This is a genomic window from Micromonospora coriariae (assembly GCF_900091455.1).
Taxonomy (GTDB): domain Bacteria; phylum Actinomycetota; class Actinomycetes; order Mycobacteriales; family Micromonosporaceae; genus Micromonospora; species Micromonospora coriariae.
Genome location: NZ_LT607412.1, coordinates 980396 through 993594, shown reverse-complemented (window position 1 = coordinate 993594; position 13199 = coordinate 980396). Strand labels below are relative to the sequence as shown.

Below are 13199 nucleotides of genomic sequence, written 5' to 3'. Positions count from 1 at the left end.
CATCCTGCCCGAGGAGTACGACAGGTCGCCATGCGACGCGGCGGACGACACCATCGCTGGTCACGCACACGACGCTAGGTGCCTGGTCGGCGACGGTACGTTGCTGACTCAGCGACCCAGGATCGGCAACGAGCGAATTCGGATCGACTCTTCGCCGAGGACCACGATGGCTCCCCGGTCAAGGTCTTCCAGCACCGGCGGCAGGTTGGCGAGGATGATTGCCACCATCTGCTCGGCCCGGCGCGCGCTGATCCGGCGAACCAGCAGGATCGACGGACCGGTCCGCGAGCGCCTTTGCCATCACCTTTTCGTCTGGAGCCGCGCTCATTCCGTACTCTCGGACATGCGTGGCCTCGTGGCCTGCCACCGTCAGCCCTGCCGCGACCTTGGGTGACAGGTTGTTGTCGACCAGGAACCTCATGCTGCGTGTCGCAGGGGCAGTTCCCGTTCCCGCACCGCCTCGGCGGCGTACCGCAGGGCCTCTTCGACGTCGGCCGAGGTCAGGTCCGGGAGATCGGCGACGATCTCCGGGGTCGTCATGCCGTCCGCGATCATCGTGACGATGGTCGCGACCGGAATCCGTAGCCCTCGGATGCAGGGCATCCCACCCATGACCGAGGCATCGATGGTGATTCGTTCGAACCTCATCCGGTCATGCTAGACGGGCGGCCGGCCTGCTCGGGCGTCACGGGCGGGCGTGGCGGAGCAGGAGGACGCCGTCGTCGGCGGCGAGCACGTGCCGCAGTGGCAGCTGGCGGGGCGGCACGGCGTCGCCGGCGATGATCCGGGCCGGTCCGGGACCGGCGAGCAGCGGCGAGACGGTGAGGCACAGCTCGTCCACCAGGTCGGCGGCGGTGAGCGCGCCGAACAGGTGCGGGCCGCCCTCGCACAGCAGCTGCGACAGCCCGCGCCGGTGCAGCTCGTCGAGGCCGGCGGCCAGGTCGACCCGGTCGGTGCCGCAGCGCAGCACGTCGGCGACGTCGGTCAGGCCGGGCGGCGGGTCGGCGTCGGCGTGGGTGAGCACCACCGGCCGGACGGGCGCGTCGGCGAACGCGGCCTGCGCCGGGTCCAGGTCGAGCGAGCCGGAGACGACGACAAGCGTCGGGTACTCGGCCAGCCCGTTCGCGCGACGCCAGGCGCGGCGGCGCTCGTCGAGCCGGACCGCCCGGTAGCCCTCGTGCCGCAGCGTTCCGGCGGCCACCACGAGCGCGTCGCAGAGCATCCGCAGCAGGCCGAAGACCCGCTTGTCCGGCTCGCCGGAGAGCCCGGCGGAGTAGCCGTCCACGCTGAGGGCGCCGTCCAGGCTGGTCACGAAGTTCACCCGCAGGTGAGGTCGGTCGGCGCGGCCGTAGATTGCGGTCAGCGCGGCGTCGTCGAGCGGCTGCGCCGACGGCTCGGGCCAGAGCTGTCGGATCGGGATTCCGACGGTCATTCGCTGGCCGGACCGGTGACCGGAGGGGTCGGTCGGGCGGTACGGTGCTGGCAGTCGCACCAGTTCCGGCCCGGGCAGTCGTCGTGTCGCCGGGCCCGGCACGCTCGGCAGATCATGCTGGCAGCCTAAGCCGCGGGAGGACAGGACAGCATGCCGCGTCAGATCTTCCAGCTGAAGATGTCCCTCGCCGGCGTCCGTCCGCCGGTCTGGCGCCGGGTGCTCGTTCCGGCCGGCTACACGCTCGATCGGCTGCACCGGGTGGTGCAGCACGCGATGGGCTGGCGGGACTGCCACCTGCACTCGTTCGAGATCGACGCGGTGCAGTACGGCGAGCCCGACCCGGACGGCGAGCTGGCGCTGCACGACGAGCTGGACGTGCGGCTCGACGCGGTGCTCGGCAAGGGCAGCCGGTTCTCCTACACCTACGACTTCGGCGACTGGTGGGAGCACGACCTGGTGGTCGAGGACGCGCTGACCGCCGACCCGGAGGAGCGGTACCCGGTCTGCCTGGACGGCGAGCGGGCCTGCCCGCCGGAGGGCATCGGCGGCCCGTCGGGCTATCGGGCGTTGCTGCTGGCGCTGGACGATCAGGGCGGTCCGGCCGACGTCGCCGACCCGGCGCACGCCCTGCTGCTCGACTGGGCGGGCTCCACATTCGACCCGTCCCGCTTCGACGTCGACCGCGCCGGCACTCTGCTGCGCCGCTTCTGCTGATCCCGCGTCGTCCGCTCCGGTCGGCACCCACGGTGGGTGGACGGCCGAGCTGCCGGGATTTTCGCGTTTTCGGGTGACCTGCCGCCGGGGTCGATGGCGGTAACGATCTGGGAACGCTCCCATCGCCCTATTGACACCCCCGTTACCCGCCGGCAATCTCATGGGAGCGCTCCCGGAGATGGCGCGGGTCACCCACGCTCCTCCATCCGGCCGCCACACCAACGGCGCCGACCGGCGCGGCAAGCACCCCCCACCACAAACCACCCAGCCTCACCACCGGAAAGAGGGGTCAGCGAATGAGTGTCACCACGCGGCGTACCCGCCTGGCGGCCGCTGCCCTGGCCGCGATCACCGCAATCGGCGGTCTCGCGGCCTGCGGCAACGACGACGACAAGCCGGCAGCCGGCGAGAAGCCGGCCAAGCTGGTCGTCGACACCTTCGGCGAGATGGGCTACGACGAGCTCGTCAAGCAGTACGAGAAGGACACCGGCATCAAGGTCGAGCTGCGCAAGACCGCACAGCTCGGTGAGTACCGGCCGAAACTGGTTCGCTACCTGGCCACCGGCAAGGGCGCGGCGGACGTCACCGCCCTGGAAGAGGGCATCCTCAACGAGTTCAAGCCCAACGCGCGCAACTGGGCCGACCTCAGCCCGCTGGTCGCCGACCACTCGAAGGAATACCTGCCCTGGAAGTGGGAGCTGGGTAAGGCGCCGGACGGCCGGCTGATCGGCCTGCCGACCGACGTCGGCAGCCTCGCCGTCTGCTACCGCAAGGACCTGTTCCAGGCGGCCGGCCTGCCCACCGAGCGCGACCAGGTGTCCGCGCTCTGGCCGGACTGGAAGGGCTTCCACGACGCCGGTCTGAAGTACAAGCAGGGCAGCGGCGGCAAGGCGTTCATCGACTCGATCACCGCCGTCTCCAACGGTGTGCTCTTCCAGGGCAACGGTGACCTGTTCTACGACAAGGAAGACAACATCATCGCGGACACCAGCCCCGCGGTGAAGAACGCCTGGGACACCGCCACCTCGATGGCGGACATCTCCGCCAAGGCGTCCACCTGGTCGCCGGAGTGGTCGGGTGGCTTCAAGCAGGGCACCTTCGCGGCCACCTTCTGCCCGTCCTGGATGCTCGGCATCGTGTCGGACAACTCCGGTCCGGCCAACAAGGGCAAGTGGGATGTCGCGGCCGTGCCGGGTGGCGGCGGTAACTGGGGCGGCTCGTGGCTCGCGGTTCCGGCGCAGAGCAAGTACCCGAATGAGGCGGCGAAGCTCGCCGAGTACCTGACCAACGCCAAGAGCCAGGTGGAGGCCTTCAAGCTCAAGGGCCCGCTGCCCACCAACCTGGAGGCGCTGAAGAACGAGGCCTTCCTCGGCTACACCAACGAGTACTTCAGCAACGCGCCGACCGGCAAGATCTTCGGGGAGAGCGTCGCCAAGATCCAGCCGATCCACCTGGGTCCGAAGCACCAGGCGGTGAAGGAGAACGCGCTCGAGCCGGCCCTGCGGGCGTTCGAGAACGGGCAGGCCAGCAAGGACAAGGCCTGGGAGCAGTTCATGAAGGACGCCAAGACTCAGGGTGCCTTCTGAGTGATTCCCTGCTGGTGGCGTTCGGGGCTTCCCGGACGCCACCGGCCGGTCCCCCTCCGCGTAGCGCCCTGCGCGAGGGCCCCCGGGCCTCGCCGGAAAAGGAAATTCGCATGAGCCTGTCGGCCACGACGGCACGGCCGTCGCCAGCAGCACCGCCTCCTCCCGACGATTCTTCCCGACGTCGACGGGGAAGGCTACTCAACCGCCTCGATGTCAAGTACTCGCCGTACCTCTACATCGCCCCGTTCTTCGTGATCTTCGGCGCCTTCGGGTTTTACCCGATGCTGCGTACCGCCTGGATGTCGCTGCACGACTGGGACATGATCGGCGACCACTCGTTCATCGGCTTCGACAACTACACCCGGCTGGTGTCCGACGAGTACTTCTGGAACGCACTTGTCAACACGTTCGGCATCTTCGCCCTGTCGACCATCCCGCAGTTGCTGCTCGCCCTCTTCCTGGCGAACCTGCTCAACCGCACTTTCCTGCGCGCCAAGACCTTCTTCCGGATGGCCATCTTCATGCCGAACGTGGTGTCGGTGGCCGCGGTCGCGATCGTCTTCGGGATGTTGTTCCAGCGGGAGTTCGGCCTGTTCAACTGGCTGCTCAGCTTCGTCGGTGTCGACCCGGTCGACTGGGACGGGCACCGGTGGAGTTCCTGGACGGCCATCTCCTCCATGGTCAACTGGCGGTGGACCGGGTACAACACCCTGATCCTGCTCGCCGGCATGCAGGCGATCCCGAAGGACCTCTACGAGGCCGCGGAGATCGACGGCGCCGGCCCGTGGCGACAGTTCTGGCAGATCACCCTGCCCATGCTCAAGCCCACCTTCATCTTCGTGGTCATTCTGTCCACGATCGGCGGCATGCAACTCTTCACCGAGCCCCTGCTCTTCGGCAACGGCAACATCATCGGCGGCAACCAGCGGGAGTTCCAGACGCTGGCCATGTACATGTACGAGATGGGCATCGTGAACCTGAACACCGCCGGCTACGGAGCCGCGGTCGCCTGGGCGATCTTCATGATCATCATCGTGGTGTCGCTGTTCAACTTCCTACTCGTCCGCCGCTCGGCGAAGTGAGGAGAGATCGATGACCTCGGCTTCCCAGCGCCTGTGGCGCACCAGCCCGCTGACCTACCTGGCGCTCGTCCTGGCGGCGCTGCTCTCCATCTACCCGTTCTACTACATGCTGGTGATCGGCAGTCGCAGCCTGGACAACATCAACGACGTGCCGCCGCCGCTGACCCCCGGTGGCGCGTTCGGTGACAACTTCGGGCGGGTGCTCGACAACGACGCCGCCAACTTCCTCACCGGCATGATGAACTCGATCATCGTCTCCTCGGTGGTCACCCTGTCGGTGGTGCTCACCGGTTCGCTGGCCGGGTTCGCCTTCGCCAAGCTGAAGTTCCGGGGCAGCAACATCCTCCTGCTGACGATCATCGTCACCATGATGATCCCGACCCAGATGGGGCTCATCCCGCTCTGGGGCATCATGCAGGACCTGGGGTGGTACGACACCCTCTACGCGGTCACGGTGCCGTTCCTGGTCAGCGCCTTCGGTGTGTTCATGATGCGCCAGTACGCCAGCCAGGCCATCTCCGACGAGCTGATCGAAGCCGGTCGCGTCGACGGCGCGAGCACGTTCCGGATCTACTGGAGCATCGTGCTGCCCGCGCTGCGCCCCGCCGCCGGTGTCCTCGGCCTGCTCACCTTCATGGAGACCTGGAACTCGTTCCTCTGGCCGTACGCCATCCTCACCCCGGAGAACCCGACCCTGCAGGTCTCGCTCTCCTTCCTCTCGTACGCCTACTACACCGACTACTCGCAGGTGTTCGCCGCCACGGCGATCGGCACCATCCCCCTGGTAATCGTCTTTCTCGTGTTTGGCCGCCAGATCATCGGCGGGATCATGGAAGGTGCCGTCAAGTCGTGAGCAACCCCGCCAGCCCGCCCGCCGTCGGCGTCCTCGACGAGCGCCCCGGGCTGACCTTTCCGCCCGGCTTCCTGTGGGGGGCCGCGACCGCGGCGTACCAGATCGAGGGGGCGGCGGCCGAGGACGGCCGTACCCCGTCGATCTGGGACACCTTCAGCCACACCGACGGCCGGGTGGTCGCCGGGCACACCGGCGACGTGGCCTGCGACCACTACCATCGGCTCGGCGGCGACGTCGCGCTGATGGCGGAGCTGGGGCTGAAGTCGTACCGTTTCTCGGTCTCCTGGCCCCGGGTGCAGCCCGGCGGCGCCGGCGCGGCCAACCCGCAGGGGTTGGACTTCTACCGTCGGCTCGTCGACGAGCTGCTGGCGCACGGCATCGAGCCGTGGCTCACCCTCTACCACTGGGACCTGCCGCAGCCGCTGGAGGACGCCGGCGGCTGGCCCGCCCGGGACACCGCCGCCCGCTTCGCCGACTACACCACGCTGGTCGCCGACGCGCTCGGCGACCGGGTGCGCTACTGGACCACGCTGAACGAGCCGTGGTGCTCGGCCTTCCTCGGCTACGGCTCCGGGGCGCACGCCCCCGGCCGGTCCAACGGAGCGGACGCGGTCCGCGCCGGGCACCACCTGATGCTCGGACACGGCCTGGCCGTGCAGGCGCTGCGGGCCGCCCGGCCGGGCGCCGAGGTGGGGGTGACCGTCAACCTCTACCCCGTCGACCCGGCCAGCGACGCGCCCGGCGACGCCGACGCCGCCCGGCGGATCGACGCGCTGGCCAACCGGTTCTTCCTCGACCCGCTGCTGCGCGGGTCGTATCCGGAGGACCTGGTGGCCGACCTGAGCGCGGTGACCGACTTCGACCACGTACACGACGGTGACCTGGCCACCATCTCCACGCCGCTGGACCTGGTCGGAGTCAACTACTACAGCCGGCACGTGGTCGCCGCCCCGGTGGAGGGCGCCGAGCCGGAGCCGTACTGGCGTGCGCCCTCCTGCTGGCCGGGCAGCGAGGACGTCCGGTTCGTCACCCGGGGCTTCCCGGTCACCGACATGAACTGGGAGATCGACGCCCCGGGCCTGGTCGAGACGCTGCGCCGGGTGCACGACGAGTACACCGACCTTCCGCTCTACGTCACCGAGAACGGCTCCGCGTTCGTCGACACTGTGGTCGACGGGGAGGTCGACGACGTCGACCGCCTCGCCTACTTCGACGCCCACCTGCGCGCCGCGCACGAGGCGATCAACGCCGGGGTGCCCCTGCGGGGATACTTCGCCTGGTCGCTGATGGATAATTTCGAATGGGCCTGGGGTTACACCAAGCGGTTCGGCATGATCCACGTCGACTACGACACTCAGGTCCGCACCCCCAAGTCCAGTGCCAGGTGGTACGCCTCGGTGATCCGACGCAACGGTCTGGCCGCACAATAGGCTCGGGCCAGCCATCAGGGCGGGCCCGGTGTCCACATCCCGCAGGTGGCACCGGGCCCGCCCGCCGTCGGAGGAGCAGACGATGACAACGCAGCGCACCCGGTCGCTCGGGCGCCCGACCCTCGATGCGGTCGCGGCGCGCGCCGGCGTCGGGCGGGGGACGGTCTCCCGGGTGGTCAACGGCTCGCCCCAGGTCAGTCCGGAGGCCCGGGCCGCGGTCCAGCAGGCCATCGCCGAGCTGGGGTACGTGCCGAACCGAGCCGCCCGCGCGCTCGTCACCCAGCGGACCGACTCCGTCGCGCTGGTGGTGTCCGAATCCGGCGAACGGGTCTTCACCGAGCCGTTCTTCGCCGGCATCGTGCGGGGGATCAGCTCCGCGCTGCTGGAGACCCCCATGCAGCTCTGGCTGGCCATGGCCCAGTCGGCGGTGGAGCGGGAGCGGGTCGAGCACCACCTGACCAACCAGCACGTCGACGGCGTCCTGCTGCTGTCGTTGCACGACTCCGACCCGCTGCCGACCCTGCTGGAGGAGCGCGGCCTGCCCGCCGTGCTCGGCGGTCGGCCGGCCCGGATGCTGCAACCCGGCGCCCAGCCGGCCTGGTTCGTCGACGTGGACAACGTGGGAGGCGCCCGGCAGGCGGTGGAGTACCTGGCCGGCCGGGGACGGCGACGCATCGCCACCATCGCCGGCCCGCAGGACATGGGTGCCGGCCTGGCCCGGCTGGCCGGCTACACCGAGGCGGTCAAGGCCAGCGGGGCCGGCGTCAACCCAGACCTGATCGCGTACGGGGACTTCAGCGAGGGCAGCGGCGCGGCCGGCATGCGTCGGCTGTTGGACGCCTGCCCGGACCTGGACGCGGTCTTCGTCGCGTCCGACCTGATGGCGTTCGGCGCGCTACGGACGCTGCGCGAGGCCGGCCGGCGGGTGCCCGAGGACGTCGCGGTGATCGGGTTCGACGACGCGCCGATCGCCCGGCAGGCGGACCCGCCACTGACCACCGTCTTCCAGCCGGTGGAGGAGATGGGCCGGCAGATGGCCCGGCTGCTGGTCGCCCGGATCCGCGGCGACGACCTCCCCGCCCCCCACATCCTCCTGGACACCCAACTGATCCACCGCGCCTCCGCCTAACCCACCCCACCCCGCCGTACCGCGCCCGCCGGTCCGCCGGCCCGCCGTTGATCATGAAGTTATTGCCCTGACACGCCGACACGGGTGGCAATAACTTCATGATCAACGGGCGAGGACGGGGGCGCGGGGCCGGACCCGGGTCCGGGTGGGGTGGGTGGGGGTTTAGGCCGGGGTGGGGGCCCAGCGGCGGAGTTCGCGCTTGGCGAGGGAGGAGCGGTGGACCTCGTCGGGGCCGTCGGCGAGGCGCAGGGTGCGGGTCTGCGCCCACAGGGCGGCCAGCGGCGTGTCCTGGCTGACGCCGGCGCCGCCGTACCCCTGGATGGCCTTGTCGATCACCCACTCCGCCATCGCCGGGGTGCCGATCTTGATGGCCTGGATCTCGGTGTGCGCGCCCTTGTTGCCGACGGTGTCCATCAGCCAGGCCGTCTTGAGCACCAGCAGTCGGGACTGCTCGATGCGCACCCGCGACTCGGCGATCCACTCCCGGACGACGCCCTGCTCGGCCAGCGGCCGGCCGAACGCGACGCGCTCGTTCGCCCGCCGGCAGAGCAGCTCCAACGCCCGCTCGGCCATCCCGATCAGCCGCATGCAGTGATGGATCCGGCCCGGACCCAGCCGGGCCTGGGCGATGGCGAAACCGGTGCCCTCGGCACCGATCAGGTTCTCCGCCGGCACCCGGACGTCTGTGAAGTCGATCTCGGCGTGCCCGCCGTGTGAGCCGTCGGTGTAGCCGAAGACGGTCATGCCCCGGCGCACGGTGACGCCCGGGGTGTCCCGGGGGACCAGCACCATGCTCTGCTGGCGGTGCCGGTCGGCGCCGGGGTCGGTCTTGCCCATCACGATGAAGATCTCGCAGCGCGGGTCCATCGCACCGGACGACCACCACTTGCGGCCGTTGATGACGTACTCGTCGCCGTCGCGGACGATCCGGGTCGCGATGTTGGTGGCGTCGGAGGAGGCGACGTCCGGTTCGGTCATGCAGAAGGCGGAGCGGATCTCGCCCTCCAGCAGCGGCATCAGCCAGCGCTCCCGCTGCGCCTGCGAGCCGAACTCGGCCAGCAGCTCCATGTTGCCGGTGTCCGGCGCCGCGCAGTTGACCGCCTCCGGCGCCAGGTGCGGGCTGCGCCCGGTCAGCTCGGCGAGCGGAGCGTACTGGAGGTTGGTCAGGCCGGCGCCGTAGCGCGGGTCGGGCAGGAAGAGGTTCCACAGGCCGCGCTTGCGGGCCTCCGCCTTCAGCTCGGCCAGCACCGGGGTACGCGACCACGGGTCGCCGGCGGCCACCTGCTCGGCGTGCACCGCCTCGGCCGGATAGACGTGCTCGGTCAGGAACCGGGTCAGCTCGTCGCGCAGCTCCTCGGTCCGGGTGTCGTACGAGAAGTCCATCACCGCTCCCTGGCGGCGGTCAGCCCGTGCGCGACCAGCGGTGCCACCATCTCGCCGATCCGGTCGAAGCCCTCGCCGAGCGTCTGCCCGAGCGTGTGGCGGTAGTGGATGCCCTCGCAGATGACCGCGAGCTTGAAACAGCCGAGCGCCACGTGCCAGTGCAGTGGCCCGACGTCGACGTCGCTGCGCCCCGCGTACCGGTCGATCAGCTCGGCGCCGGTGGGGAAGCCGGCGCGTGGGCCGAGCCCGTCGGCCACCGGGTTGCCGGCGGCCGTCTCGCTGTCGCCCAGCACGTCCCAGTACGTCAGCAGCAGCCCCAGGTCGGCCAGCGGGTCACCGAGGGTGGCCATCTCCCAGTCCAGTACCGCGTGCACGGCGACCGGGTCGGCCGAGGCGAGGAGATTGTCCAGGCGGTAGTCGCCGTGCACGATCCGGCCGGCGTTCGCGCCCTCCGGCGCTGTGGCGGCGAGCAGGTCCCGCAGCTCGTCGATGCCCGGCAGCGGGCGGCTGCGCGAGCGGTCGAGCTGCCCGGCCCACCGGCGGACCTGTCGGGCCAGGTAGCCCTCCGGGCGGCCGAAGTCGCTCAACCCGACCGCTGCCGGATCGACGGTGTGCAGCGCCGCGAGGGTGTCCATCATCGCCATGGCCAGCGCGCGGCGTCGCTCGTCGCCCAGCGGATCGGTCTGCCGGCGGGTGCGGAACACCTCGCCGGGCATCCGCTCCATCAGGTAGAACGGCGCGCCGATCACCTCCGGCTCGGTGCAGAGCAGCAGCGCGCCCGGCACCGGCACCTCGGTCGGCGCCAGCGCCGAGATGACCCGGAACTCGCGCGCCATGTCGTGCGCGGTCGCCAGCACGTGCCCGAGCGGTGGCCGGCGGAGCACGACCTCGCGTTCGCCGAGGCGCAGCAGGTAGGTGAGGTTGGACTTGCCGCCCGCGATCAGCTGTGCCCGCAGCGGCCCGACGGCCAGCTCCGGGCGGTGTTCCGCCAGATAGCCGGCGAGTCGGTCCAGGTCCAGACCGGCGGGGGACGCCGGAAGGGCCCCCGGCCGGAGCGCATCGACGGCCGGATCGGTCATCCGATTAGTTGATGGCAGCCCGCTCACGTTGTCAAGGTCAGATTTTCCTCTCGGGACATGCCTCTGCAACAGGGACGAAATGGTCAACGCCCAGGCTGTGACCAGCCTGCCGGCCGCCGCCGGCCCGCCGAGCGGAGGGACAGACATGTTGCTGCGAGTTCGGGTCACCCTGCCGGACCGTCCGGGCACCCTCGGCCAGGTCGCCCGCACGTTGGGCGTGTCCGGCGCGGACATCGTCCAGGTGGTAGTCCTGGAGCGGCTCGGCGGGCGCGCGGTGGACGACTTCACGGTGGTCTGGCCGGGTGCGGCCCGCGTCGAGCGGCTGCTGGCCGGGCTCGCGGCGATCCCGGGCGTACGGGTCGACGGCGTGTGGCGGGCGATCGGCGCGCCCACCACCACCGGTCAGGACGCCGAGCTGCTGGCCCAGGTCGCGGCGAACCCGGCCGACGGGCTGGCCACGCTTGTCGACGCGGTACCCGGGCTGCTGGCGGCCGACTGGGCCGTCGCCGCCGTGGTGCCGGTGGACTGGGCCTCGCGGGCCGGAGGCACCGGTGGGGCGACCGTCGGACACGCCAGCTGGCGGGCTCCCGTACCGCCGCGGCTTCCGGAGGTGACCCCGCTGCGCGGCCGGTCGATGACCACCCCCGACGGCACCCACCACGCGATCGCGCCGTTCGGGCGGGCCGGCCTGGTCCTGGTGGTGGCCCGCGAGCACACCGAGACCCTGTCGGCCGCCGCGTTCCACAGCACGGAGGTGGACCGGCTCAGTCAGCTCGTCCGGGCCAGCGCTGTGATTCTCGGCGACCGGCTGGACCTGGTCGGCGCGCCCCCCGTGGTCGCCAGCCCCTGAGCGGTGGTCCGAGGAGTTCCCGGGCCGTCACCGGCGAGCAACCGGACGGCAACAGCCCGGGACGAGGCTCGTACCGGGAAAGGGGGCCAACCATGACGTTGTGGCGGATCCGAGCGACCGTGGACGACCGGCCGGGTTACCTGTCGGTCCTCACCGCGAGCCTCGCGCTGCGCGGAGTCAACATCCTCACCGTGCAGGTGCAACCCACCGAGCACGGCGCGGTGGACGACTTCCTGGTCGACGCGCCGGACACGCTGGCCGAGGCCGAGTTGGTCGCGGCCATCGAGCGGGGCCGGGGCCGGGACTGCTGGGTGGCGCGCAGCGAGGCGCGCGGCCTGGCCGACCAGCCGACCCGGGTGCTCGGGCTGGCCAACCGGCTGGTGCGCGACCCGGACGCGACGGGCGAGGCGCTTTCCACCCTGCTCGGCGCTGACACGGTCAGCTGGCGGCCGGCCTCGACACCGGTCGACCGGGGGATCACCGGCACCAGGATGCTGCTGGCGGACCCGGTGGGCGGCTCGTTCGCGCTGCACCGGGCCGCGCCCGCGTTCACTCCGGCGGAGTACGCCCGGGCGCAGGCCCTGGTCGAGCTGGCCGCCACCGTGACGCGCCGGGCCGCCGAACAGGTCAACCTGGTGCTGCCCGACGGCGCCGAGCTGGCCGTCCGACCGGCCTGCGCGGACGATCTGCCGGGGGTACTGGAGCTGCACGAGGGGTGCTCGCCACGCAGCCGGCAGCGGCGCTACCTGAGCGGCGCGGCGCCGCCGCAGCAGGCCCGGTTGCGCCGGCTGCTGGAGGCGAGCCGAGGGCTGACCCTGCTCGCCACGGCCGCCGACGACGACGGCGGCGCCGAGTCGGTGGTCGCGATGGCGAATCTGCTCGGTGAGGGCGACGAGGCCGAGGTGGCGCTGCTGGTGCGCGACGACTGGCAGCGGCGTGGGCTCGGCTCGGCGTTGCTGCGCCGGCTGGCCCGGCACGCCGACCGGGCCGGGTACGCGGCGCTGGTGCTGCACGTACAGGCCGAGAACATCCCGATGCTGCGTACCCTGCGCCGGCTGGACCGGCCCGGCTCGACCGAGCGCGACGGCACCCTGCTCAGCCTCACCGTCCCGCTCACCGGAGAAAGGAAGGGCACCTTCTTAACGCCTGGTGCATAGGAAGGGCCCCTTGTTAACAACGACGCAGCTCGCGGAGGTTCACCCGTGGACGGAGCGCGGACGTGTCAACGCGCGGGCGGTTCGCGGTGGCCGGACACGCAGAACCGGTTGCCCTCGGGGTCGGCGAGCACCACGTACGGCGGCTCGGTCGGATTCGGGTCGGTGGGGTAGTGCCGCCAGTCCACCCGCTGGGCGCCGAGGGCGAGCAGCCGGTCGAGTTCCTCGTCGAGGCTGCGCTCGCCGGCGTCCAGGTCCATGTGGAGCCGGGGAAACTCCTGCACCGGGCTCTCGCTGAGGTCCATCGCGATGGCCGTTCCGAGCGTCCCGGGCGGCGGCTCCAGCACGATCCACTCGTCGCTCTCGAATCGGGGCGCCCGTCGGCGGTAGCCCAGGGCCGCGGCCCAGAACGCTCCCGCCCGCTCGGCGTCGGACACGCCCAGGGAAAGCTGCGCGATGATCGCCATCTCTTGACGGTACGCCCGAGGGCCCGTTGTTAAGAGGGGC

General features: G+C 71.1%; 14 protein-coding genes. 8 read left to right on the top strand and 6 right to left on the bottom strand.

All coding sequences use genetic code 11. From position 1 onward, the window contains the following. Positions 1-178: 178 nt before the first annotated feature. From GA0070607_RS34065 to GA0070607_RS04600, 3 genes are read right to left on the bottom strand one after another with little or no spacing between them, the layout of a single operon-like run. Positions 179-421: a DUF5615 family PIN-like protein gene (locus tag GA0070607_RS34065; RefSeq protein WP_172898979.1), complete on the bottom strand. Its 243-nt coding sequence runs from the start codon at positions 419-421 to the stop codon at positions 179-181. Beyond that, positions 418-648: a DUF433 domain-containing protein gene (locus GA0070607_RS04605; protein WP_089017045.1), complete on the bottom strand. Its 231-nt coding sequence runs from the start codon at positions 646-648 to the stop codon at positions 418-420. The genes GA0070607_RS34065 and GA0070607_RS04605 overlap by 4 nt, the downstream gene beginning before the upstream one ends. Positions 649-685: 37 nt before the next feature. Next, positions 686-1432 (bottom strand): pyrimidine reductase family protein, encoded by a 747-nt coding sequence (locus GA0070607_RS04600; RefSeq protein ID WP_089017044.1) that lies wholly within the window; start codon positions 1430-1432, stop codon positions 686-688. A gap of 150 nt (positions 1433-1582) precedes the next feature. On the opposite strand from GA0070607_RS04600, the gene GA0070607_RS04595 reads away from it, so the two are divergent. From GA0070607_RS04595 to GA0070607_RS04570, 6 genes are all read left to right on the top strand, one after another. After that, positions 1583-2146 carry a plasmid pRiA4b ORF-3 family protein gene (locus tag GA0070607_RS04595; protein WP_089017043.1) on the top strand — a complete coding sequence of 188 codons (564 nt, stop codon included), beginning with the start codon at positions 1583-1585 and terminating at the stop codon, positions 2144-2146. Positions 2147-2442: 296 nt separating this feature from the next. After that, on the top strand, positions 2443-3732 hold the full coding sequence (locus GA0070607_RS04590) for an ABC transporter substrate-binding protein (protein ID WP_089017042.1): 1290 nt from the start codon (positions 2443-2445) through the stop codon (positions 3730-3732). A 110-nt stretch (positions 3733-3842) separates the two neighbouring features. After that, complete coding sequence (locus tag GA0070607_RS04585) at positions 3843-4814, top strand: carbohydrate ABC transporter permease (RefSeq protein ID WP_089017041.1); 972 nt, start codon at positions 3843-3845, stop codon at positions 4812-4814. A 10-nt stretch (positions 4815-4824) separates the two neighbouring features. Beyond that, positions 4825-5667 (top strand): carbohydrate ABC transporter permease, encoded by an 843-nt coding sequence (locus tag GA0070607_RS04580; protein ID WP_089017040.1) that lies wholly within the window; start codon positions 4825-4827, stop codon positions 5665-5667. Continuing rightward, positions 5664-7097, top strand: coding sequence for a GH1 family beta-glucosidase (locus GA0070607_RS04575; RefSeq protein WP_089017039.1), 1434 nt, complete (start codon positions 5664-5666; stop codon positions 7095-7097). The genes GA0070607_RS04580 and GA0070607_RS04575 overlap by 4 nt, the downstream gene beginning before the upstream one ends. A gap of 82 nt (positions 7098-7179) precedes the next feature. Further along, positions 7180-8226: a LacI family DNA-binding transcriptional regulator gene (locus GA0070607_RS04570; RefSeq protein WP_089017038.1), complete on the top strand. Its 1047-nt coding sequence runs from the start codon at positions 7180-7182 to the stop codon at positions 8224-8226. Between the two features lie 162 nt (positions 8227-8388). On the opposite strand, the gene GA0070607_RS04565 is transcribed toward GA0070607_RS04570, so the two are convergent. Next, positions 8389-9609, bottom strand: coding sequence for an acyl-CoA dehydrogenase family protein (locus tag GA0070607_RS04565; protein WP_089017037.1), 1221 nt, complete (start codon positions 9607-9609; stop codon positions 8389-8391). Next, positions 9609-10688, bottom strand: a complete 1080-nt coding sequence (locus tag GA0070607_RS04560) for a phosphotransferase family protein (protein ID WP_089017036.1) — start codon at positions 10686-10688, stop codon at positions 9609-9611. The genes GA0070607_RS04565 and GA0070607_RS04560 overlap by 1 nt, the downstream gene beginning before the upstream one ends. 145 nt (positions 10689-10833) lie before the next feature. Between GA0070607_RS04560 and GA0070607_RS04555 the strand changes: the two genes are divergently transcribed. Continuing rightward, positions 10834-11538 (top strand): ACT domain-containing protein, encoded by a 705-nt coding sequence (locus GA0070607_RS04555; protein WP_089021658.1) that lies wholly within the window; start codon positions 10834-10836, stop codon positions 11536-11538. 92 nt (positions 11539-11630) lie between these two features. Then, entirely contained in the window at positions 11631-12695 is a 1065-nt protein-coding gene (locus GA0070607_RS04550) for a GNAT family N-acetyltransferase (protein WP_089017035.1), read from the top strand. A 65-nt stretch (positions 12696-12760) separates the two neighbouring features. On the opposite strand, the gene GA0070607_RS04545 is transcribed toward GA0070607_RS04550, so the two are convergent. Then, positions 12761-13159: a VOC family protein gene (locus GA0070607_RS04545; protein ID WP_089017034.1), complete on the bottom strand. Its 399-nt coding sequence runs from the start codon at positions 13157-13159 to the stop codon at positions 12761-12763. Positions 13160-13199 lie beyond the last annotated feature (40 nt).